Source organism: Staphylococcus cohnii subsp. cohnii (assembly GCF_002902365.1).
GTDB classification, from domain to species: domain Bacteria; phylum Bacillota; class Bacilli; order Staphylococcales; family Staphylococcaceae; genus Staphylococcus; species Staphylococcus cohnii.
This window is the reverse complement of record NZ_PPQC01000004.1, coordinates 63796-86191: the sequence shown is the minus strand read 5'-3', so window position 1 is coordinate 86191 and position 22396 is coordinate 63796. Positions and strand designations below refer to the sequence as shown.

Below are 22396 nucleotides of genomic sequence, written 5' to 3'. Positions count from 1 at the left end.
CGGCATTATTTTTTGTGTTTATAAAGTAGTTTGAGTTTGACTTTTAACAGTATTTAAAGGGAATACAATATGATAAAATAGATGATGTTTACAATGCCAAGTAATGAGAGTGAAAATAAAATATGATTGGCATATCTAAATGTAAGATTTTTATATAATTGATTATAAATTCAGTTATTGTCAATATGTGCAATGATGGTGTCAAAATAATATACGATAAGTTAATTTATAGACGTTATTAAATCTATACAATTGTAAATAATAATTTAAAAATTGATGTGTGAGGAACTTTTTATTTGAATAAAGTTGAAACTATTTTAAGTATCATTGGTTGCTAGTGTCCATGTTACAGGAATCACATTTCGATTAATACATCATGCCACATGTGCAATTGTTTTGTAGCAGTATAAGCCATAGCTTTGTACTAATGAGTAGGATAAAACTAATATAATGATAATGAAATACATAATTTGATGATGAACTGAATTGCGACAGAACAAATATCAGAAAGTAGTAGTTTGTAATAGGAGGAAATAAAGTGAGTGAATGGACAAGAGATGAACGTTACCAACGTTATGAAGATATTAATCAACAAACAATGGACGAATTAACTGAGCGTGTGAATCAATCTAAATATAGACAATTGTTTCATATCCAGCCGAAAACAGGATTGTTAAATGATCCTAATGGTCTAATTTATTATAAAGGAGATTATTATATCTCACATCAGTGGTTTCCTTTAGGAGCCGTCCATGGTTTGAAATATTGGTATACATATAAAAGTAAAGATTTAATAAATTTTGATAATCAAGGAATTTCACTAAGACCAGATACGAAAGATGACAGTCATGGTGTATATAGTGGTAGCGCATTTACATATAACAACAACTTGTATTATATGTATACAGGAAATCATAAAGATGAAAATTGGAATAGAAAGTCTACACAAAATATAGCTAAGGTACATGACAATGGTGATGTTCAAAAATTTCCTAAACCAGTAATAGCTGCACCACCGTCAGGATATACGCAGCACTTTAGAGACCCTAAAGTATTTGTTAAGGATGAAGTTTACTATGCAGTAATAGCTGCACAAAATGAGGAAGGATATGGAAGAATACTTCAATATCAATCAACAGACATTGTGAATTGGACATTTCAAGGTGAAATAAAAACCAAACTCGAGTCATTTGGTTTTATGTGGGAATGCCCAGATTATTTTAATTTAGATGGTTTCGATTTACTGTTATTTTGTCCTCAAGGTATTGAACCAGAAGGTGAAAAGTTTAGGAATATTTATCAATCTGGTTATATCATGGGGCAATACGACATAGATCACCTCGTTATGGATCATGGCGATTTTCATGAATTAGATCATGGTTTTGATTTTTATGCGCCTCAAACTTTTACAGATGAATTTGGTAAAAGAATACTCATTGGTTGGATGGGTTTACCAGGAGTAAACTATCCTACAGATTCAGATGGTTGGGCTCACTGTTTAACAATTCCACGTATTTTGACAATTGAACAAGGTAATTTAAAACAACGTCCTATTAAAGCACTTCAACAATTAAGAACGAATAAAGAAACAGCATTAGGTTACGCTAATAAATTTACGCGATTTTTAAATCCATATGAAGGTAAACAATTTGAATTGATTATTGATATTTTGGAAAATGACGCTACTGAAATTTATTTTGAAATTAGAGCTTCAAAATCACAGTCTTTACTTATTGCTTATAATACAAAAACAAAAAAAATCACATTGGATCGTAGTGAAAGTGGCTTATTACCAGAACCAGTCGATGGTAATACACGTAGCACTTATTTAGATACGCCATTATCTCAACTACAAATGTTCGTAGATACATCGAGTATTGAACTATTTTGTAATGATGGTGAACGTGTGATGACTTCAAGAATTTTTACAGATGATGATGCCATAGGTTTTAAAGCTTCTACCGAATCTGGCCAAGTCTTTCTTAATTTTACAAAATATGACATAAAGGATGATCAATAAATGAAACGTTTACTTGCAATAGGGGAAGCACTTATCGATTTTATCCCTAATCAAAAAGACTCAAAATTAAAAGACGTTGAAGGATTCACAAGACAAGTCGGTGGTGCGCCTTGTAACGTTGCCTGTACTACTACAAAATTAGGTGGGCAAGCAGAAATGATTACCCAGTTAGGTAATGACGCATTTGGCGATTTAATTGTTGAAACCATAAGTAATATTGGTGTACATACAAACTATATCCGACGTACAGATGAAGCGAATACTGCTTTAGCATTTGTAAGTTTAACCAAAGAAGGGGAACGTGATTTTTCATTCTATCGTAAACCATCAGCAGATATGTTATATCAACCTAGCAATATAGATGCAATTACTGTAACAGAAAATGATATGTTACATTTTTGTTCTGTTGATTTAGTAGATAGCCCAATGAAACAGGCGCATAAAGCATTAATAAATAAGGTGAAGTCAGCAAGTGGTACGATTATCTTTGATCCTAACGTACGCTTGCCGTTATGGACTAGTGAAGAGGAATGTAAAAATGCAATTCGTGAATTTTTGCCATTAGCGCATGTGCTAAAAATTTCAGACGAAGAGCTGACATTTGTGACTGGAAATAAAGTTGAAAAAGAAGCTATCGCTTGGCTTTTCCAAGGTAGCGTAGAGGCAGTTATTTATACTAAAGGCAAAGAGGGTGCAGAAATTCATTTTAAAGATGGCACAGTGATTGATCACTCTGGTTATAAAGTGAAAGCGATAGATACTACTGGCGCTGGAGATGCTTTTATAGGAGCATTAATTAATAGATTGGCAGTATCTGATATTGATAATCCTATAGCAGCATTAAAAGTACAAGGTGAAAATATACTTGAATTTAGTAACATAGTTGCTGCAAAAGTTACTACTAAATATGGCGCGATTGAGAGTATACCTAATTTAAATGAAGTTAATGAAGTACTTGAACATTAAAAGTGTGAACATGGAAAACACTCCTATTCATTGAATCCAATTCCGTTAAGATGAGTACGGGAAAATAGAGATTTAGAAATACTTGAGCAATATAGCTCATACATAAGCACCGCTAACTCAATAAATTGAGAACTGGTGCTTTCATGATAATAGGCAGAGACAATTAATTGTCTCTGCCTATTAATTTATGTATTAAATTTTTTTGACATTACGTACGGACGCGTAGCAGTGTTCATTATTTTTGAAGTAAACAATACGAGACTTAGAATCAATGGATTCTATATTGTGTCTATTAACAACAAAACTATTATGACATCTAAAAAATCGTTCATCTAAATTATCGATCTCTTTTAAATTACCATAAAATTCTATTTGTCTATTATCTAAATGAGCAATCAAACGATGTGAATTCGAAGAAGATTCAAAGAACATTACATCATCATATTGAACATAAATAGAATTACTGCCACGTTTGAGTTCGATTGTTTCAACTGTGTTTTCTTTTGAAAGTAGCTTCAATCGAGTTTCTGATGTTTCGAGACAATCAATTACTCTTGATTTTAATTCATCAGGATCATCTTTGAAAATAAAATCCATAGCAGCAACTTTATATACAAAAGTTAAATAAGTGAGCTCACTGTGACTTGTGACAAATATAATATTGCTCACTGGATCGTATTTTCTAATCTCACTTGCTAATTTAATGCCATTAATATCAGCTTCTAATTGTATATCAAGAAAATAACAACCAATATCTTTAAGTTCTTTTGCACGTTCCAATACCTCATAAGGATCTGACGTAGCTACTTCAATTTCCATTGGCTTTTCTTCTATCATGATGTAATTATTGATAATTGAAACTATATTTTCACGTTGTCTTACATCATCTTCACAAATGAATATTTTCATATTTACACATCCTTATGAATTAGAATTTAATATTTCTACTTTTTGGATAAAATAATTATTGTCAATTGTTGTATCTAATAAAACGTTGGAAGTTGCATCGGTTATTTCCTTTAAGCTAGATAACCCTAAACCACGATTTTTTCCTTTTGTTGAGTAGTTTTCTTGGAATAAAGTATGTACCCTAGGCATATCAGGTTTACATTTATTCATGATGATAAACATCACTGAATCGTCTTCATTTTTGATAAAGGCAATGCGAATTAAAGGGTCATCTTCAATTTTTTCTGATGCTTCTATGGCATTGTCTAATAAAATACCAATAACTCTACTTAAATTGATAATAGGCATATCAATTTTCTCAATCGGTTCTGGAACTTCAATGCTCAATCTTATATTTTTTTCTTGAGCTTGTAATATTTTAGTTGTTAATAAACCTTTAATTTCGCGAACTTTTAAATTTTCAATGCCATTAATTTTAAGTGTTTTCATTTGCATATTATCTTGCATAGGTATGATTTCTTCATTAAAATACTTACGTAAACCTTCCATATCATCTTCTCGGATATAATCAGATAAGGTTGAAAGTATATTAACATAATCATGTCGGAATTTACGCATCTCATTATTGATTTTTTCAATTTGTAACGTATATTTATAATAATTTTCTATTTCTTTAATATTACGTTTATATTGAATTTGACGTATAATACTGAAGGAAATAGTAATGATTAAAATAGCAGTAGTAATGATGACCACTGCATACATGATCACAACAAATTTAATATCTGAAAATGATAAAATAGAATTTGGTAAATAAAAATAAATTAACAATAAAACTGTGAGTAAAAACAAGCACACAATTGAAAGATATATTTTATTTAAAGATAAAAATGAAGTTGACATTTTTATAAAAAAATATTTTATTATGTATCCTAAACTTATTGCAATTAAGATAAAACTTACTGCATAGAATGAACTAAAAATATAATTTAATGTGATAACTTCTATTAATTGAGTAGCTAGCCAAATAGAAATGAAGTTAGCCATATATAAGATGAAAAAACTGATTAATGCTGCAACGACACCTATGGTTTGTTTTCTTATGTACATAAATATAACGACAGCTATTAATAATAAAATAGTTGTCTTTTCACTAATAAAGTAATAAATAATAGTAGAAGGGATTATAATGCAAATCATTGCGATATAATCCCTAAAAGTATATTTGATGTTCGTTAAAGTTTTAACATTAACGAATAAAAGAACTGATTGTATTATTGCTAACAAAACAGAATTAAAAACTACCATATATATACACACTTTCTAATAACAAATTATTTGTATAAATCTGTAATTTCTTTTGGTACCTCAGGTTCATCAAAATAAGCACTGCAAACTTTTCCACCTGAAACTGCTCCTAAAACACTAAAAAATTTAACGAATAAGTTTATAATAGATTCAAAAATATGCATATCTAAACATCCTCCTTAGGAAAAAATATTGGGAGTTGTGCAAACGCAATTAGTGTAAGACCTAAAAGCACTAATTGTGAATACGGCTCCTTTAAAATTAATGATATAAATAATAATAATAAAGTTACAACAATTGTTTTGATTTTTTTACCTTTTCTAAGTTTTATTGGAATCGGTTGTTTTTTAGTTGCTGAAGGTGCATAAATAACTAAAATAATAAAACCTAATAAAGCAAGTATATACATAAGTAAAATATCCATTTTTATATACCCAATAAACCATGGCAGTAAAACAAATAAAACAATGTTTTGAATATGACACGAAAGTGATGACTTCGCATGTGCACCGTGTGCATACTGTCTAATCAAATAATAAGATAAGTGTACAGTTAGTGTGTATAAAAATATATGGCAAAGGATTGAAATGCCATAAACTACAATAGTTTTCGCAAGATTGCTAACAAAAACTTGCATGCCTAAACGGAGTTTTAGGAACTCAAGATGATCAAGACTATTTCTTTGTTGAAGATATCGTGCTAAGTTTTCAATTTTGTTATCAATTCCCCTTAACATGGCTATTCTCTCCTCACCCGTATTATACAATTTTAATTATATTTTAGGCGTCTCATTGCTTAACTGTAAGTTTTGTATTCCTAACTGTTTGAATTTCTTATCTTTTTAATTTTAACATATAATTCTTAACAAATAAGTATGAAATATAACGAGTTAGGAATTATTAAACGCAATCTAAGAAATACATGGTTTAATATACTTGTATCACAAAGAAGTGATAAAATTATTTAGACTTAACCGTTTAAATGATGATGTTAATTAGACTTTTGAGCAGGAGTCTAATTGACTTTACTAAATTGTAACTGTATCTCCGTATAGTTATTGAAGTTACAAGTTTAGTTGTCGGTTTCATTTCTTTGAATACGGACAAGAGGAGGCTGATGTTGTGACAAGAACCTTTTCAGTAATAGCTAGTGGTTTCGTAAAATAGTACTAGATTAGTACACAACTCGCTTAATACGTTAAGCAAATCCCTTAAATTTGTATTTGTAGACCTTTCCCAGTCTCAAAACAAATCTATTTTAACTTTGTCTATAACAGAGACAATTTAAAATTTAAACATGTAAGCTATCGTAAACATCATTCAATTTATCATTTTAATCGGTAAATTCACTAATTTTTTTCATAATTAATAACATCCCCAAAAAATAGATAGAGAAATAACTGTATAAAACATTCCCTTAATAATAAGTTGCAAAAAACCGTGAGTCCCTCCCAAGCTCACGGTTTTTTTATGTTTATTTATAAAGGTGTGGTCTCAAATTTTTAAAGACGGGTATTGCTTCACGTTGTTTGGCAACTTCATCTAAATCAAGTGAACAACTTAATCTTCCTTCTTTGTCATTGAGCTGATCTATAATTTCACCATTTGGATTAATAATCATTGAGTTACCAGCATATTCGGTTTTACCATCGTCACCACAGGTGTTACAACCGACGACAAACATATCATTTTCTATCGCACGTGCTTTTAGTAAAGCAATCCAATGGTCTAATCTAACACTTGGCCACTGCGCTACATAAAATGCGATTTCTGCACCTTTACGTGCTGGATAACGTAATATTTCAGGAAAACGTAAGTCATAACAAATAATTTGTGCAATTTTCACCCCATTAGAAAGTGAAAAAGGCTCAGGCACAGCGTTACCTGGACTCATAAAGAGTGGCTCATCTAGCATAGGGACGAGGTGTACCTTATCGTAACTATGGATTAAATAGCCTTGTTTTGATACTGCAAAGGCAGTGTTATATACATTTTCTTTCATAATATTAGATACAGAACCTGCTACAATATCTACTTGATATTGTATAGCTAATTTTGAAATAAATTCAAAACTTCGTGATAACTGTTGATCAGCTAGTTTGTTTAATTGGGGTAAGGCATATCCGTTATTCCACATTTCTGGCAATACAACAACATCCGTATCACTTGTTACATAATTAGAGAACCAATTTTTAATGGTTGTTTCATTAAACGAAACATTTGCTGGTTCAATTTTAAGTTGAAAGATTTCTATATTCATCAATTTCACCCCTTATATTAGTATTAAACTAAATATACTAAATATATTTAGAAAATTCAAAATTTGGTTAATAGTATTATTAAGAAGTAAAAAAAGAGGCGAAGACATGAAAGTCTTTGCCTCATATATAGATAGTTATACAAATATATATAAATAAATTTATTTTTGTATATGTTTGTTGTTGGTGGATGTAATTTATCTTGTCATTTTGTAGATATTTAAATTTTTACTTTTTTATAAGGAAGCGTTTATCTATATCATTAAATTCTTTTTCGCTAGCTTCTTCACGAATATTACCGAAAGGCATTTGTGCCATAAGTTTCCAAGTTTTTGGAATATCAAAAGCTTCAGAGACTGCTACGTCTACAAGTGGATTATAATGCTGTAATGAAGCCCCTATACCTTCAGTACTTAGTGCTGTCCAAATAGCGAATTGATGCATGGCATTTGTCTGGCTAGACCAGATCGCAAAGTTTTCTGCATAGTTAGGCATTTGATTTTGTAAACCTTCGATGACTTCTTCATCTTCAAAGTATAAAACTGTACCGTATGAATGTTTAAAATTATCAATTTTATCAGCGGTAGGTTGGAAATCACGATCAGGTCCCATCGTATTTTTAAGTTCTTCCTTTGTGATTTCCCAGAATTTATCATGATTATCATTTAATAATAAAACAATACGTGTAGATTGTGAGTTAAATGAAGAAGGGACATGTTTAATTGCATGTTCAATTATATTTTCAACTTCTTTATCTGATATTGAGATTTCTTTATTTAAACTATAAATTGTACGTCTCGTTTCTATTGCTTTTTGAAATGCATCTAAATCTTTTGATTTTTTTGTGAATAATCCCATTATAGTAGCTCCTTCATTAATTCAAAATATATATCTAGTATAATAATTATATCAGAGTTTGTAAATAGGCTTTTTACAAAAAATTTCAGATTTATTACTTTTTCCTTTCAATAACCATCTATTTAATGAAAAAAAGTGAGCTTTCTAATATAATTATAATTAATATAAGATTTATTACTATGGAGGTGAGAAAATGAAAGGGTATAAAATGAATAAAATATTAGTTTCTAGCTTCGCTTTTGCTATAAGTGCTTCTTTATTATCAAAACCGATTCAAGCAGCTGAATATCAAAATAGTAAAATATCAACCGATGCAAAAGATAATTTTGCTAGAACTGATAATATTGGACATTCAAATTTTGCGCCTTCAATTTCCGACCTTTATAACATAAATGGTAAAGAAGATTTTGACACTAACGTTGAAAACGATAATACAATAAATAGTGAGTTGTCAGCTGATAAATTAAATTCAGGTGAAAAAGAAGAATCAGTAAACGATGACACACCATCAGAGCCAGATGAGCCAAGTGATGGAGACACGTCTAATTCAAGTGAAGACGATAATACAGGAGGGCAATCCACACCGGATCAACCAAAAGAAGATGAAAGTAAACCATCAGAGCCAGATGAGCCAAGTGATGGAGGCACGTCTGATTCAAGTGAAGACGATAATACAGGAGAGACATCCACATCGGATCAACCAAAAGAAGAAGAAAGTAAACCATCAGAACCAGATGAATCAGGCGATGAAGACACGTCTGATTCAAATGATGGAGATAACTCTGATACAAATGAGGGAACAGACAAACCAACGAATCCAGACTCATCAAATGAAGGTGGGGGTACGCCACCAAAACCAGATAAACCAAGTGGTGGAGATAATTCTGACACAAATGAGGGAACAGACAAACCAACGAATCCAGACTCACCAAATGAAGGTGAGGGTACGCCACCAAAACCAAATAAACCAAGTGGTGGAGATAATTCTGACACAAATGAAGGAACAGACAAACCAACAAATCCAGACCGACCAAATGAAGGTGGGGGTACGCCACCAAAACCAAATAAACCAAGTGAAGGAAGTTCACCAGGTTCAAATGGGGGAACTGGTGCAACGACAAATCCAGAGCGACCGAATTTGACACCACCTCCACAAACACATTATCCAAATAAATCAAGTAATGGAAATCATAGAAGCGGTAATGACGATGTGTATCAACCAACACAACCAGTCAAACCTTCAAACTCTACACGATCAAACTTAAAAAGAGCAAATGAAAATACGCAACCAAACAAATATCAAAATGATATAAACTATGGAGACTTGTCAGTTAGACAAGACTCAAGTCAAACGTCAACGCATACAAATAGTGATCGTCAAATTTTAAATAGATTTAATCAAATGTCTACCGGTTCGTTTAAATATAATCCTTTTGTCGTAAATCAAGTAAAACAATTAAATAATGGGGAACAAAAAATCTCTAACAGGGATATTTTATCCATTCTTAGACCACAACGATTTGATGATAATGCTTTTTTAAATGAGTTACAGAAAGGTACGAATTATTTTAAATTCCAGTATTTTAATCCTTTGAAATCACAAGATTATTATCAAAATTTAGATGATCAAGTTTTAGCTTTGATTACTGGTGAAATTGGATCAATGCCAGATTTGAAAAATCCCAAAACGGAAAGTACTTCAGGTAAATATGAGTATCACGCTAGCAGTGATGAAGAAATGACTGAAACTGCAGATGAAAATTCAAAAAATACTATCGATATAAAATTTGAACGTATTTTATTTGCTTTAATAGCAGCTATTTTTATTATATTTATTGGTGTCGTAGTTGGTTACTTTGTTCATCGCAAAAACAAAAATAATGAATAATTGAAATATAAAAGGGATTAATCCATTCAATGATATGGATTAATCCCTTATTTTGAGTATAGAAGTTATTTCCAAATTTTATAAAATCATATTTGTTAAATAATAAGACTGAAAATAAAAGAAGTAGTTTCTTGTAGTTCTTTTATTTTTTCTGGGCCAATTAAAACTTGAATTATTACCACAAAACCATTTTGCATCATATGTACAGCAATAGGTACCCATATGCGTTTTGTAAAAGCGTATAGCCCTGAAAAAATCATTCCCATACCAAAATAAATGATGAAGAAGGCTGGGTCACCATGTGCCGCACTAAATATAATAGAACTTACTACTGAAGCTACTATAAACTTTAGGGTTTTATTGCCTTTCATAAGTTGATATAACTCACCAAAAATAACTTTTCTAAACACATATTCCTCGAGTATTGGACCTACAACTGAAATTAAAATAATGAAGACGGGAATATCTTGAGCTACTTTCATTAATCTTTCGGTATTTGGACTTGATTGTGGACCACCTAATACGAACATATTAATTAAATTAGCAATAATTTGATACGCCATAACACAAACATATCCAACGAGCGCCCATAATACTGCGTAGCGTTTCTTTTCTTTTGTTCGTTGTTCTAATTGCGTTGGATTAGCAATGAAATTATTGATTATAATAATAATGATTGATGCGATTATAAATAAAATAACTTGTGTATAAATATTGGTAAACATTAACGATTTACCACTTAAATTGTCGAAAAACCCTGCCATATGTAAAAATAAAACACCATATTGTGCTAGACCATAAATAAATAATGTCAATATGGATACCCACAAACGAGACATAATGAACCTCCAAAAAATAGTTTATATCTTATTTTAGCGTAAATTATCGTCACACACAAAATATACAACGATGGTTTTAACTTGAAATGTTGACCAACTTTGATTATTATAGAAATTAGATTAGCACTCAAGGTAATGAAGTGCTAAAGATTTCCAATTCTAAGGAGGAACAATCAATGTTAAAACCATTAGGTAACCGAGTAATTATTCAAAAAATAGAACAAGAGCAAACAACAAAAAGTGGTATTGTATTAACAGATAGCGCTAAAGAGAAGTCAAATGAAGGTACGATAATTGCAGTAGGTGCAGGACGTATTTTAAAAGATGGTTCTCGAGTTGCTCCTGAAGTGAACGAAGGCGATAATGTTGTTTTTCAACAATATGCTGGCACAGAAGTTAAACGTGGAGACGAAACATATTTAATCCTTAACGAAGATGATATTTTAGCAATTATTGAATAATAAATTATAAAAACGATAAATCATATTAACAACATGGAGGTTAAGAAATATGGCTAAAGATTTAAAATTCTCTGAAGATGCACGTCAATCTATGCTAAGAGGTGTAGATAAATTAGCAAATGCTGTTAAAGTTACAATTGGTCCTAAAGGGCGTAATGTTGTATTAGATAAAGAGTACACTTCACCATTAATTACTAATGATGGTGTAACGATTGCAAAAGAAATTGAATTAGAAGATCCTTATGAAAATATGGGTGCTAAACTAGTACAAGAAGTAGCAAATAAAACAAATGAAATCGCTGGTGATGGTACAACAACAGCTACTGTATTAGCACAAGCAATGATTCAAGAAGGTTTAAAAAATGTTACAAGTGGTGCTAATCCAGTCGGCTTACGTCAAGGAATCGACAAAGCTATAGAAGTAGCGATTGAAGCGTTACATGAAATTTCACAAAATGTAGATAATAAAAATGAAATCGCTCAAGTTGGTTCTATTTCAGCAGCTGATGAAGAAATTGGTAAATATATTTCTGAAGCAATGGAAAAAGTTGGAAATGATGGTGTTATTACAATTGAAGAGTCAAGCGGTTTTAATACTGAATTAGAAGTTGTAGAAGGTATGCAATTTGACAGAGGTTATCAATCTCCATATATGGTCACAGATTCAGATAAGATGGTCGCAGAGTTAGAAAGACCGTATATTTTAATTACAGATAAAAAGATTTCATCTTTCCAAGATATTTTACCGTTATTAGAACAAGTGGTTCAAGCTAATCGTCCAATTTTAATTGTAGCTGATGACGTTGAAGGCGACGCATTAACAAATATAGTCTTAAACCGTATGCGTGGTACATTCACAGCAGTAGCAGTAAAAGCGCCTGGATTTGGTGATCGTCGTAAAGCGATGTTAGAAGATTTAGCAATTTTAACAGGTGCACAAGTGATTACTGACGATTTAGGTCTAGAACTTAAAGAAGCATCAATTGATATGCTTGGTACTGCTAACAAAGCTGAAATCACTAAAGACAATACTACAGTTGTCGATGGTGATGGTGATCAAAACAATATCGATGCAAGAGTAAGTCAAATCAAAGCACAAATTGAAGAAACTGATTCTGACTTTGATAGAGAAAAACTGCAAGAACGTTTAGCAAAATTAGCAGGCGGTGTTGCAGTAATTAAAGTTGGTGCTGCAAGTGAAACAGAATTAAAAGAACGTAAATTACGTATTGAAGATGCTTTAAATTCTACAAGAGCTGCCGTTGAAGAAGGCATCGTAGCAGGCGGTGGCACAGCATTTATGAACATTTTTGATAAAGTATCGAAAATTGAAGCTGAAGGCGACGTAGCTACTGGGGTTAATATTGTCTTAAAAGCTTTAGAAGCTCCTGTACGTCAAATAGCCGAGAATGCTGGTTTAGAAGGTTCAATTATAGTTGAAAGACTTAAAAATTCAGAAGTTGGCGTTGGCTTTAATGCGGCTACTAATGAATGGGTGAACATGCTTGAAGCTGGTATTGTAGACCCAACTAAAGTAACACGCTCTTCACTTCAACACGCAGCAAGTGTTGCAGCAATGTTCTTAACAACAGAAGCAGTCGTAGCCAATATTCCTGAAGAAAATAACAATGAACCACAACCAGGCATGGGTGGTATGCCAGGTATGATGTAAAAAGACCATAGAACGTTGATATGACAGTATATCATTCGTCCAATGGTCATGATTTGGTCATAGAAATTTTAAAATAATTCTTTACTGACGTTTTCCATTAGATTACTAAATCTTTGGGAAACGTCTTTTTGTATCGTAGTTTAGATTAAAACAAAAATGTTATAAATCTTGAAAATTAATGATAATAAAATGTTAGTATAAACGTTTTACTTATAGTTTATATCTGAATTTTGAATTAAGGTGAAGTAGATTAATATTCATTTTAGTATTGTGAATAAGTATTAAATAAAAGGGTAGAGAGTGGGTGTACGTTTTAATAGTTGCAACATATTTTAGCTGCACGATATTTGAAGAGTGGAGGGAATTAAATTATGACTAAGAAATCAGTATATGATGTTATTGATATGGGTGTTAATTATTTAATTTCAGGTTATGATAATTGGAATAATGACCAAGTATTGGACGATAAAATTGATTTATTTCCAAATACAATACATTGGCAATATGGTCATGTTTTAACTATATTTGAATCTGCTTTATCTCTATATGATAAAAATACAGTTGATATTGAACAATACACTCGCTTATTTGGTTATGGTTCTTCACCAGAAAAATGGGGAGATGAAACAATACCGAAAATAGACGAGATATTGAACGATATACAGACCTTACCAGAGCGCGCTCAAAAACTTTCAGATGAAGAACTACAAACAGAATTAACTGAAACAATCGCAGGTTGTAATACGTTAGACGAATTGTTGGCATTAAATGCCATTCATATTCCTTTACATGCTGGTAAAATTGAAGAAATGTCACGTGTTTTAAAACAACAACAATAAATTAAAAAAGATGAAATTGCTATGAACAGCAATTTCATCTTTTTTTTATACATTTTGTAAATCAGAAATGGCTTTAGCTATTGAATCAAAGACATGAGGGATATCATCTTTTTCTACACAACTAAAAGCAATTCTAATGTCAGAATCATTTAATGCAATTACACCAATAGAGTAATTTTCAATTAAATGCTTACGCAATTGTTCTGGATTAACATTTTTAACTTTAAGCGCCATAAAGTATCCAGAGTTAAAATCATAAGGTTGCCAATATGTTGAATATTTTTCGTCATAAACAACAGATTTTGTAATTTGGTATCTTGCATTTAATGTCTCAATATTCTTTTGAATTTCTTTATCAAATTGATCATGGTTTTCAAGTACATATTTAACTGCGCTTTGAGAGGGCATAGGTCCACTAGAAATATTACTTCTAATTAAACCTTTTACTTTGGCTTCTAAGACTTGCTTTGTAATAGGGTCGTTAACACCAAAACTGATAAATCCTACGCGTAATCCCCATGCAAAGAATTCTTTAGTAGCCCCATCTAAACGGATAGGTAATAAATGAGGTAAATGTAAATTTGTTAATGCAGTAAATAAAGATTGCGTGTAAACATCTTCATAGAATAAACCATAATAAGCGTCATCTATTAATGCAATAACATTGGTACCACGCTCTGCAAGTGATTTGATGGCATCGACAATAACGGCTACTTCATCTTTAGTAGGCGTGTAACCAGTTGGATTATTAGGGTAATTTAGGATTAAAATAACTTTATCTTTGTTATATTGTTCTAAAGTATGAACAAGCTGTTCAGTGGTAAAATGTCCTTGTTCATCGAAGATATCATATGTTTCAATTTCAGCACTATGTCTTGTACTATATACTAATTTATAGTTACCCCAATTATGTGATGGTAGTAAAATTGTGTCTCCGCTATCAACAAACATATCCCCTACAATAGATAGACCGTGTGTCAAAGCATTCGTAACAATAGGTCTTGTCATGTGGTTCGCAGTTAAATCAGGATTGTCTTTCAACATTTTTTGTTGCCATAAATCACGAAGTGCTTCTAAACCTTGAGGAGGTGCGTACGGAAAGATGTCATTTGGTTCTAAATGATTGAACATATCATTTAACGTTTCAGCATACATTTTACTATCTTTATATGTTGCCATACCAATTGTGGCATTATACTTAGTAGCTTTCGCTTCTGCAGATTGTGATAAAATGCCTTTTGGATAATACATTAATTTGCCTAAATCAGAAAGCATATCTGCAATTTCTGGATTGGATTTAGATAATTGTTCGTTTAAATCTAAAGCTAAAGGATTCATAGTTTGTTAACCTCTCTTTACTTTTTAAATGATATAACTATATTATCTTGAAATCAGTTAAAATTAAAGCGTTGCAAACATTTTATAAGAAAAATATAAATTTAAGGTCATTTTATACGAACATGTGTTCTGTTTTATGTTAGAATATAGATAGGCCATCAAAATCCTACATGGTACTTTTTTTGTGGGGGGTGTAGTATGGTTACGTGGTGGCAAGAAATTTTAGTAACTTTAATAACAGGTGGCTTACTTGTTGTATTCCGTGTTTGGTTAGAAAATAAGTGGAAAGACAAATAGGTGGCCTTACACAAAAAACCCCAAGTCTGCGCTATCAGACTTGGGGTTGTGTAGTATAATTCGTGGATACAATTATATTTTAGCACCGCTAAGTATAAACTGCAAACAATATATTCTATTGCGTGTAATGCAAATTAATAATAAGATAATTTCAAAATTAGAATAGTATGAATGAGTTTTAGAAATTGTGAGTAAATTTTGATACAATGTAATTATTTGAGGTGAGTATAGTGAAACATTTAACAAAAATATTTGTGATTATTGCTATTGTATTATTTGTCGTTGGTTACTATTTACAAGCTACTGGACATGAAAATTCAGGCATAAAATTATTAATTGCAGCAATTATGTTTATGATTTGTGCATTTATAAATAGAAGTAATGATAGACGCAAAAAAAATAATCAAAAGAAATAAGTAGTAAGAGATAGACATGTATCTCTTTCATACTAGGTATAAGGCTGACCATTTTATGTGGGTTAGCCTTTTTTATTTCAGATGGTATAGTTATTTGCACTTATTTTAGCTCAAAATTTTTTAGTTAAAATGAAAATTTGACTTTACAAGTGTGTATATATTGTATATATTGTGTATGTACAGTTATAAAGGAGGACGTTAATGAAAATACTTTTAAAAAACAGTAGTGAAAGACCGATTTATGAACAAATCAAACAACAAGTAAAAGAGAACATTTTAAAAGGACACGTTACTCCTGGAGAACATTTGCCATCAATGAGAGAACTGGCACAAGATTTAAGTGTTAGTGTGATTACGACAAAACGTGCTTACGAAGATTTAGAAAAAGATGGTTTTGTTTTTACTATAAGAGGAAAAGGTACATTTGTGAAGGAACAGGATAGTTCAATTTTAAAAGAAAAACAATTTATAGTTATCGAGTCCTTAGCCAAATCAATGAGTAAAGAAGCCAAGACCATTGGTATGACTTTATCTGAGTTACAAGAAATTTTATCGTTGATTTATGAGGAGGACGACGAATGAATGCTATAGAATTGAAAAATATTAACTATCAATATAAAGAATTTCAATTAAATGATATTTCATTTGAAGTTCCTCAAGGTTTTGTAACAGGTTTCATTGGTGCAAATGGCGTTGGCAAAACTACAATCATTAGGTTAATTATGGATTTAATTGAGCCCAATAATGGTGAAATATTAATTTTCAATCAAAAAATGAAAAATAACGCTGTAGCAATAAAAGATAAAATTGGTTTTATTTATTCGGAATTATATCTTAATGATAAATGGACCATTAAAAAAATCGAAAATTATATTGCACCATTTTATAGTTATTGGAACCATGATGTTTTTGAACATTATGTTGGATTATTTGATTTGCCTTTTAATAAAAAGATTAAAACATTCTCAACGGGAATGAAGATGAAGTTATCCATTGCAATCGCATTTAGTCATCAAGCTGAACTTTTTATTTTAGATGAACCTACTTCGGGTTTAGATCCTATTATTAGAAATGAAGTTTTAGATATCATTCAAAAAGAACTTATTGATGAAAGAAAGACTGTTTTTTTATCTACTCATATTATTTCTGATTTGGAGAAAATAGCTGATTATTTAGTTTATATTAAGGATGGCGAAGTTGTTTTAAATGACTTTTTAGATCATCTTTTAACTCAATTTAAAATTGTCAAAGGTGATTCCAACCAAATTGATGAAGAATTAAAGCATTTAACTCAATATTTTGAAATTAATAAAACTGGTTATACTGCATTAACCACACAGGCTAATGTGTTCTATGAAATATTTGATAATGCTGTTGCAATCACGAGTCCAACAATTGAAGACTTAATGGTTTACCTCGAAAAAGGGAACTCCAAAGAATGATTTGGGGCTTTCTAATAATTAATAATGCGGGAGGTATAAGATGAAAAATTTACTTATTCGAAACCTTAAGTTACGCAAATGGACGATTGTTTTATATTCAGTTTTACTGATTATTTCCCCTTTACAATTAATTTTGAATCATGACACATTGATAAATAAAGTGCTTTATTCTGCCCTAGTTATGGTACTAGTAGTTATTTCAGTGTTGGATTCAGGACATGTTTTTAGATTTAATAAAAAGTTAGGATATAAACAGTCATATGATTTTTTTGCTAGTTTACCGGTTTCTAAATTATCTTTACTAAATGCGAACTATATAACTGTTTTGGTATTTACTTTGGTTGGTGCAGGTATTTTATCTTTATATGGCATATCCAATGATAACTATTCAAGTAATACAATTAATATTAACTTCACATTGCCATTTTCTTATATTGCCATTAATCTCTTCGCGATACCATTAGGTTTTAAGCGGTTTATAGAACAAAAGGCAGAATATATTTCATTTATTCCTTATGTGTTAGGAATGTTAATTTTCTTACCTTTTATCATTGCAATTATCATTATTGGTTGTTCTTTACTATTTGATTATGATTTTGAACATTTAAGATATTTTAAAGATTTCTTTAACTATGGCTTCTTATTGTTAAGTGTTGTATTTTTAGGAGTAAATTATATCATTCAATATAAAAAGCTAAGTTAACTTTAAAGGAGGCGCATTATGCAGTTAAAACAAATTACTAAAACATATGGTAATAATAATGTATTAGATCATATTGATTTTGATTTTGGCCATAGTCAAATTGTTGGTTTAATAGGTAAAAACGGGGTGGGTAAAACCACTTTAATGAAAGTGATGAATGGCAACATTGTAAATTATAAAGGTGAAGTTCAATTAAGTAATAAAGAAAATGTAGGCTATTTAATAGAACACCCGAAACTATATGATAATAAATCTGGTTTATATAACTTGAAACTTTTTGCAAATGTGTTAGGAAAAGGATTTGATAAAAAGTATGCTGATCAAATTATTGATGCATTTGGAATGCGTAGTTATATTAAAAAGAAAATTAAAAAATATTCAATGGGAATGAAACAAAAGTTAGCCATTGCAGTTTCTTTAATGAATAAACCTAAATATTTAATATTAGATGAACCGACAAATGGAATGGATCCTGATGGCTCAATTGACGTTTTAAAAACGATACAATCGCTTGTTCAGGAATTAGATATGAAAATTTTGATTTCTAGTCATAAACTTGAGGATATAGAATTAATTTGTGATAGAGCAGTCTTTTTAAGAGATGGTACATTTGTGCAAGATGTTGATATGAAAGAAGGCGCCCCAACAGATTCTACAGTATTGAATCTTGAAGCGGCTGACTTTGAAGCAGGATTAGCTTATTTAAATGAACACTTTGATGTAATACAGTCTCAAAGAGAGACAGGAGAAGTTATATTAAAGGCTCAAAAAAACTATAAAGATATATTAAAAGGACTAGCAAGTAAAGAAATTTTCCCTGAGTTTATTGAAACGCGCAAAAGTTCTTTACGTGATACGTACTTCAATATCAATCAGAAAGGTGGCCAATAATGAACAGTATTCAACTTGTAAAATATGACTTAATTAGTATTTTTAAAAGTCCTTTAACTTACTTAGCATTATTATTGACTATTTTACCAATGATTGGATTTACAATTTTATTTGTTCAACAATCTGATGAAATGAACGGTAACACATTACTTTCAATAGGTAGTTGGTTCTTTTCTATTATGGGGCTACTTTTTGTAATAAAAACAATCACACGTGATATTTCACAAGGTACGATTCAATTATATATGAATAAAACATCAAGTCGTGTAGGTTATGTTGTTGCAAAAGTTGTTTCTATTATATTAATTGCCATATTAATAACAGCAATTCTTGTTGCATTTGTTTTAATTGTTCAGGGTATTGTAGACGGTGAAAATATTAAAACTGATAAAATTTTTGAATTACTATGGTTTTTCTTAATGTTCCATCTATTCTTTGGATTACTATTATATTTATTTGCATTAGTAGTACCTAAAACAGCACTTATTTTCACATTAGGAATTTTCTTAGTATTGATTGTGCCTTTTGCAGAGCCTTTCTTACCAATGATTCCAAAAATTGGAGATAATATACAAGACTCATTAAAATATATTCCATTTAGTTATTTAACATCTAAAACGACTTCTGGAGATTATACATTCAGTAATTGGCAATGGTTTATTACCTCAGCTTCAATTGTTATTTTATTTATTATTAATCTATTCTATGCATCTAAAAAAGATATTTAATAGTAGAAACTTAACTTCAATAAAAACACGTATGAATTGTAGTAAAGCTAATCCAATTCATACGTGTTTAATTATTTAGTGATTAATTTATCTAAGATTGAGTCGTAAACATGCTTCCACATTTGTGAGTCTGTTTTGTAACGATTTGCAATAATTGTATGTGTTTCTGCAGATTTATCATTAAATGTAGGATCGTCTTTTTCAGGTAACTTTGAACGCGTTTCATCTACAAAGTTTTGGACTTGTCTAGCACGAGGGCCCCAAACAGTTTGTTGTTCAAAGTCATCATTTAGGAAAACAAATATTGGAATGGATCTAGCTGTGCCATTTGTTAAGTATTGGTCTATTAAATCTGTATTTTCATCACGATGGAATACTTTGACTTCCAAGTGTAGTTCTTCGCTTATATGCTTTAGAATAGGAAGGTTCATCATAGCATCTCCACACCAATCTTCCGTTATTACAAGCACTTTACTGTAAGGTAAAGATTTGATTTTTTCAAGACGTTCATCATCTTGAGGAAGTGAGAATGATTTATAAATTGTTAGTAGATTTTCTTGGTTTTCAGTCATATCCTCAATGTACTGATCAAGTGGTTGACTGTTTTTGAAATAAGTTTCTAAACTTGTCATTATTTTTCCCCCTTTAATTTATTAGCTATTATTATACCAACAATTTTAAATGAAAGAAAATTTTTAATACTTAGAAAAGTAATAAGTTTTAATATTTGTTTTAAATGAAAATACTAAATGTTTATGCTATATTGATTTAGTATGAATAGTGTAAAACAACATTAAGTTACATAACTTTTTGATATCCGTTTTTTAACTAATAATATTTAAACATTAATTTATTATATATAATCATTGAACTTTTGTAAGTTATATTTGGATAACTAAATATATATATAAGTGTTTATTGTACATAGAAATGATGAAATATAGAGCGTTGAAATATATAGTAACTAAATTTGGTAATGACACTCTGCAGTGGTTTGCCATTTTTGAATTGAAATAGAAATTGATTAAATCCTAAAATTTGAATGGCGGTAGATAACTTGGATAAAATCACATTTTTAAATGCGTTAGAACAAGAATTAGAAAACCTACCTCGAAACGAACGAGACAAAGTGATGTATGAATATGAACAATATTTTTTTGAACAAGAAAATAATGGCAAAAATGAATACCAAATCATTGGAGCTTTAGAATCGCCCAAGCAGATTGCTAAACAGATAATGGCAAAAAATGCTATTGTATCTGCCGAATATAGGCCAAATACTAAAAATATTGTCAGAGCAATTATGGCTTCTTTAGGTATGGGGATTTTGTCATTAATTATTATTTTGATACCCATGGTTATATTAGCAGTGTTTATGTGTGCATTATTGCTCGTTGCGCTTTTCTTAACTATTAGCCCTGTATTGTTAATTGTTCATGGATTATTGAATCATATGATCAGCCTCGCGATAAGTAATTACTTTTTTGCTTTTTCTTTTACAGGATTAGGTATTGTTTTATTTGTAATTATTGCTAAATTAGCACAACTTGTCTATCGTTTAATTTTAAAATACTTAAGATGGAATATCCGAACAATTAAAGGAAGTGTAGATTTATGAAGCGGTTATTTTTAGGTGGGCTAACTTTATTTATAACATGCTTTCTTTTAGGAAGTGTTACATGGTTCGGTTTTGAAAAACAAAATGAAAAATTAAATAGTGTTAATAAAGTATTGGATTCTAAAGATATTAATAATTTAGATGTCTTAACTGAAAATTGTAAAGTTTTAATTAAATCTGGAGATAAAACGTCAGTGAGATATAAAGGTAAGAGAAATCTTGATATAAACAATAATGATAAAACGTTGAAGGTTAAAGAGACTGAAAAACTAGAAAACCATTATGGTTTAAATTACAATCCATTTAGAAATTTTGAGGATAACTTAATTATCACTTTACCTGAAAAAAAATTAAATAAGCTACATGTATCAAGTAAATATAATACTATAATTGTTAAACAATTAAATGTAAATGATGCAGATTTGTCAAAAAAACATAAAAATGGCGGTAAAGTGTTTTTAAATGAATCGAAGTTTGGAAAGTTAAAATATAAAGGATTAAATTCAGCTATTACGTTTAAAGAAAGTGAAATAAATAAGGCTAATATTGAAACTGAAAATGCTAGAATAACGGGTGAAAATACGCTTATTCAAGATTCAGTGTTATTAGTAAATAAGGGAACTATAAGATTATCTGAAACTGACATCAATTCTAATTTTAAAGCATCTGCTAAAAAAGGAGATATTAATATTAGTTATAAAAACGCTCCGAAAAACACACTTCTTAAGTTATATCCATTTCATGGTGATAAAAAAGTTAATAATAAGCATTTTAAGAATGAAAAAGTTGGAAATGGGGATAACATTTTAGAGCTATATACTACTGATGGGGATATAGTGATTGATTAATTATTGAGACATCATTGATTCGACTCGTCCCTGATTCGTGCTTGTTGTTAGGGGATTAATGAACTTCAGCTCAAGTAATCATTTTATACTTTTTTCGA

Annotated in this window: 24 protein-coding genes; 15 read left to right on the top strand and 9 right to left on the bottom strand. The window is 30.3% G+C overall.

Annotated features, from left to right (window positions below; translation table 11 throughout):
* Window positions 1–538 precede the first annotated feature (538 nt).
* Together CD032_RS00700 and CD032_RS00695 are read left to right on the top strand one after the other, a co-directional pair.
* Window positions 539–2020, top strand: a complete 1482-nt coding sequence (locus tag CD032_RS00700) for a sucrose-6-phosphate hydrolase (protein WP_103211108.1) — start codon at window positions 539–541, stop codon at window positions 2018–2020.
* Window positions 2021–2986 carry a carbohydrate kinase family protein gene (locus CD032_RS00695; protein WP_019469553.1) on the top strand — a complete coding sequence of 322 codons (966 nt, stop codon included), beginning with the start codon at window positions 2021–2023 and terminating at the stop codon, window positions 2984–2986. It abuts the gene before it with no gap.
* Window positions 2987–3178: 192 nt separating this feature from the next.
* Here CD032_RS00695 and agrA read toward each other — a convergent pair whose 3' ends face one another.
* The 6 genes from agrA to CD032_RS00665 form a co-directional block, all read right to left on the bottom strand.
* Window positions 3179–3895: a quorum-sensing response regulator AgrA gene (gene agrA, locus CD032_RS00690; protein ID WP_019469554.1), complete on the bottom strand. Its 717-nt coding sequence runs from the start codon at window positions 3893–3895 to the stop codon at window positions 3179–3181.
* 12 nt (window positions 3896–3907) lie between these two features.
* On the bottom strand, window positions 3908–5203 hold the full coding sequence (gene agrC / locus CD032_RS00685; RefSeq protein WP_040029797.1) for a quorum-sensing sensor histidine kinase AgrC: 1296 nt from the start codon (window positions 5201–5203) through the stop codon (window positions 3908–3910).
* Between the two features lie 26 nt (window positions 5204–5229).
* On the bottom strand, window positions 5230–5367 hold the full coding sequence (gene agrD / locus CD032_RS00680; protein WP_019469556.1) for a cyclic lactone autoinducer peptide AgrD: 138 nt from the start codon (window positions 5365–5367) through the stop codon (window positions 5230–5232).
* A gap of 2 nt (window positions 5368–5369) precedes the next feature.
* On the bottom strand, window positions 5370–5939 hold the full coding sequence (locus CD032_RS00675; protein ID WP_019469557.1) for an accessory gene regulator AgrB: 570 nt from the start codon (window positions 5937–5939) through the stop codon (window positions 5370–5372).
* A gap of 737 nt (window positions 5940–6676) precedes the next feature.
* Window positions 6677–7462, bottom strand: coding sequence for a carbon-nitrogen family hydrolase (locus CD032_RS00670; RefSeq protein ID WP_019469558.1), 786 nt, complete (start codon window positions 7460–7462; stop codon window positions 6677–6679).
* A gap of 226 nt (window positions 7463–7688) precedes the next feature.
* Window positions 7689–8318, bottom strand: a complete 630-nt coding sequence (locus CD032_RS00665) for a nitroreductase family protein (protein WP_019469559.1) — start codon at window positions 8316–8318, stop codon at window positions 7689–7691.
* Between the two features lie 193 nt (window positions 8319–8511).
* Between CD032_RS00665 and CD032_RS00660 the strand changes: the two genes are divergently transcribed.
* A complete protein-coding gene (locus CD032_RS00660) occupies window positions 8512–10206 on the top strand; it encodes an SdrH family protein (protein WP_103211107.1) in 1695 nt (564 codons plus the stop codon).
* Window positions 10207–10301: 95 nt separating this feature from the next.
* On the opposite strand, the gene mroQ is transcribed toward CD032_RS00660, so the two are convergent.
* The gene (mroQ, locus tag CD032_RS00655; protein ID WP_019469561.1) at window positions 10302–11045 is read right to left on the bottom strand and encodes an intramembrane glutamic endopeptidase MroQ; all 744 of its coding nucleotides are present in this window, start codon (window positions 11043–11045) and stop codon (window positions 10302–10304) included.
* Window positions 11046–11221: 176 nt separating this feature from the next.
* On the opposite strand from mroQ, the gene groES reads away from it, so the two are divergent.
* The 3 genes from groES to CD032_RS00635 all read left to right on the top strand — a co-directional run bounded on the left by groES (window position 11222) and on the right by CD032_RS00635 (window position 14017).
* The gene (groES, locus tag CD032_RS00650) at window positions 11222–11506 is read left to right on the top strand and encodes a co-chaperone GroES (protein WP_019469562.1); all 285 of its coding nucleotides are present in this window, start codon (window positions 11222–11224) and stop codon (window positions 11504–11506) included.
* A 49-nt stretch (window positions 11507–11555) separates the two neighbouring features.
* Complete coding sequence (gene groL / locus CD032_RS00645) at window positions 11556–13178, top strand: chaperonin GroEL (RefSeq protein WP_103211106.1); 1623 nt, start codon at window positions 11556–11558, stop codon at window positions 13176–13178.
* A 371-nt stretch (window positions 13179–13549) separates the two neighbouring features.
* The gene (locus CD032_RS00635) at window positions 13550–14017 is read left to right on the top strand and encodes a DinB family protein (protein ID WP_019469564.1); all 468 of its coding nucleotides are present in this window, start codon (window positions 13550–13552) and stop codon (window positions 14015–14017) included.
* A 45-nt stretch (window positions 14018–14062) separates the two neighbouring features.
* On the opposite strand, the gene CD032_RS00630 is transcribed toward CD032_RS00635, so the two are convergent.
* Window positions 14063–15355 carry an aminotransferase class I/II-fold pyridoxal phosphate-dependent enzyme gene (locus CD032_RS00630; RefSeq protein ID WP_019469565.1) on the bottom strand — a complete coding sequence of 431 codons (1293 nt, stop codon included), beginning with the start codon at window positions 15353–15355 and terminating at the stop codon, window positions 14063–14065.
* A 198-nt stretch (window positions 15356–15553) separates the two neighbouring features.
* Between CD032_RS00630 and CD032_RS13205 the strand changes: the two genes are divergently transcribed.
* From CD032_RS13205 to pmtD, 7 genes are all read left to right on the top strand, one after another.
* Entirely contained in the window at window positions 15554–15652 is a 99-nt protein-coding gene (locus tag CD032_RS13205) for a Trp-rich small protein (RefSeq protein WP_019469566.1), read from the top strand.
* A 230-nt stretch (window positions 15653–15882) separates the two neighbouring features.
* Complete coding sequence (locus CD032_RS00625; protein ID WP_019469567.1) at window positions 15883–16068, top strand: SE1626 family protein; 186 nt, start codon at window positions 15883–15885, stop codon at window positions 16066–16068.
* A 201-nt stretch (window positions 16069–16269) separates the two neighbouring features.
* Window positions 16270–16650, top strand: coding sequence for a PSM export ABC transporter transcriptional regulator PmtR (gene pmtR, locus CD032_RS00620; RefSeq protein WP_019469568.1), 381 nt, complete (start codon window positions 16270–16272; stop codon window positions 16648–16650).
* Complete coding sequence (gene pmtA, locus CD032_RS00615; RefSeq protein ID WP_103211105.1) at window positions 16647–17510, top strand: phenol-soluble modulin export ABC transporter ATP-binding protein PmtA; 864 nt, start codon at window positions 16647–16649, stop codon at window positions 17508–17510. The genes pmtR and pmtA overlap by 4 nt, the downstream gene beginning before the upstream one ends.
* A gap of 40 nt (window positions 17511–17550) precedes the next feature.
* On the top strand, window positions 17551–18213 hold the full coding sequence (gene pmtB / locus CD032_RS00610) for a phenol-soluble modulin export ABC transporter permease subunit PmtB (protein ID WP_019469570.1): 663 nt from the start codon (window positions 17551–17553) through the stop codon (window positions 18211–18213).
* A gap of 18 nt (window positions 18214–18231) precedes the next feature.
* Window positions 18232–19104 carry a phenol-soluble modulin export ABC transporter ATP-binding protein PmtC gene (gene pmtC / locus CD032_RS00605; protein ID WP_019469571.1) on the top strand — a complete coding sequence of 291 codons (873 nt, stop codon included), beginning with the start codon at window positions 18232–18234 and terminating at the stop codon, window positions 19102–19104.
* The gene (pmtD, locus tag CD032_RS00600; RefSeq protein WP_019469572.1) at window positions 19104–19832 is read left to right on the top strand and encodes a phenol-soluble modulin export ABC transporter permease subunit PmtD; all 729 of its coding nucleotides are present in this window, start codon (window positions 19104–19106) and stop codon (window positions 19830–19832) included. Before pmtC ends, pmtD begins: the two co-directional genes overlap by 1 nt.
* 71 nt (window positions 19833–19903) lie before the next feature.
* Here pmtD and CD032_RS00595 read toward each other — a convergent pair whose 3' ends face one another.
* A complete protein-coding gene (locus CD032_RS00595; protein ID WP_040029800.1) occupies window positions 19904–20464 on the bottom strand; it encodes a thioredoxin family protein in 561 nt (186 codons plus the stop codon).
* Between the two features lie 425 nt (window positions 20465–20889).
* Here CD032_RS00595 and CD032_RS00590 point away from each other — a divergent pair, with 425 nt between their 5' ends.
* Both CD032_RS00590 and CD032_RS00585 read left to right on the top strand, forming a co-directional pair.
* Window positions 20890–21450, top strand: coding sequence for an HAAS signaling domain-containing protein (locus tag CD032_RS00590; RefSeq protein ID WP_103211104.1), 561 nt, complete (start codon window positions 20890–20892; stop codon window positions 21448–21450).
* Window positions 21447–22298, top strand: coding sequence for a DUF4097 family beta strand repeat-containing protein (locus tag CD032_RS00585; protein ID WP_019469575.1), 852 nt, complete (start codon window positions 21447–21449; stop codon window positions 22296–22298). The genes CD032_RS00590 and CD032_RS00585 overlap by 4 nt, the downstream gene beginning before the upstream one ends.
* Window positions 22299–22396 lie beyond the last annotated feature (98 nt).

Excerpts from the sequence above, each read along its gene's own strand:
- CD032_RS00695 (WP_019469553.1), top strand. The coding sequence starts at position 2,021 with ATGAAACGTTTACTTGCAATAGGGGAAGCACTTATCGATTTTATCCCT.
- agrA (WP_019469554.1), bottom strand. The coding sequence starts at position 3,895 with ATGAAAATATTCATTTGTGAAGATGATGTAAGACAACGTGAAAATATA.
- agrC (WP_040029797.1), bottom strand. The coding sequence starts at position 5,203 with ATGGTAGTTTTTAATTCTGTTTTGTTAGCAATAATACAATCAGTTCTT.
- agrD (WP_019469556.1), bottom strand. The coding sequence starts at position 5,367 with ATGCATATTTTTGAATCTATTATAAACTTATTCGTTAAATTTTTTAGT.
- CD032_RS00675 (WP_019469557.1), bottom strand. The coding sequence starts at position 5,939 with ATGTTAAGGGGAATTGATAACAAAATTGAAAACTTAGCACGATATCTT.
- CD032_RS00670 (WP_019469558.1), bottom strand. The coding sequence starts at position 7,462 with ATGAATATAGAAATCTTTCAACTTAAAATTGAACCAGCAAATGTTTCG.
- CD032_RS00665 (WP_019469559.1), bottom strand. The coding sequence starts at position 8,318 with ATGGGATTATTCACAAAAAAATCAAAAGATTTAGATGCATTTCAAAAA.
- CD032_RS00660 (WP_103211107.1), top strand. The coding sequence starts at position 8,512 with ATGAAAGGGTATAAAATGAATAAAATATTAGTTTCTAGCTTCGCTTTT.
- mroQ (WP_019469561.1), bottom strand. The coding sequence starts at position 11,045 with ATGTCTCGTTTGTGGGTATCCATATTGACATTATTTATTTATGGTCTA.
- groES (WP_019469562.1), top strand. The coding sequence starts at position 11,222 with ATGTTAAAACCATTAGGTAACCGAGTAATTATTCAAAAAATAGAACAA.
- groL (WP_103211106.1), top strand. The coding sequence starts at position 11,556 with ATGGCTAAAGATTTAAAATTCTCTGAAGATGCACGTCAATCTATGCTA.
- CD032_RS00635 (WP_019469564.1), top strand. The coding sequence starts at position 13,550 with ATGACTAAGAAATCAGTATATGATGTTATTGATATGGGTGTTAATTAT.
- CD032_RS00630 (WP_019469565.1), bottom strand. The coding sequence starts at position 15,355 with ATGAATCCTTTAGCTTTAGATTTAAACGAACAATTATCTAAATCCAAT.
- CD032_RS13205 (WP_019469566.1), top strand. The coding sequence starts at position 15,554 with ATGGTTACGTGGTGGCAAGAAATTTTAGTAACTTTAATAACAGGTGGC.
- pmtR (WP_019469568.1), top strand. The coding sequence starts at position 16,270 with ATGAAAATACTTTTAAAAAACAGTAGTGAAAGACCGATTTATGAACAA.
- pmtA (WP_103211105.1), top strand. The coding sequence starts at position 16,647 with ATGAATGCTATAGAATTGAAAAATATTAACTATCAATATAAAGAATTT.
- pmtB (WP_019469570.1), top strand. The coding sequence starts at position 17,551 with ATGAAAAATTTACTTATTCGAAACCTTAAGTTACGCAAATGGACGATT.
- pmtC (WP_019469571.1), top strand. The coding sequence starts at position 18,232 with ATGCAGTTAAAACAAATTACTAAAACATATGGTAATAATAATGTATTA.
- pmtD (WP_019469572.1), top strand. The coding sequence starts at position 19,104 with ATGAACAGTATTCAACTTGTAAAATATGACTTAATTAGTATTTTTAAA.
- CD032_RS00595 (WP_040029800.1), bottom strand. The coding sequence starts at position 20,464 with ATGACAAGTTTAGAAACTTATTTCAAAAACAGTCAACCACTTGATCAG.
- CD032_RS00585 (WP_019469575.1), top strand. The coding sequence starts at position 21,447 with ATGAAGCGGTTATTTTTAGGTGGGCTAACTTTATTTATAACATGCTTT.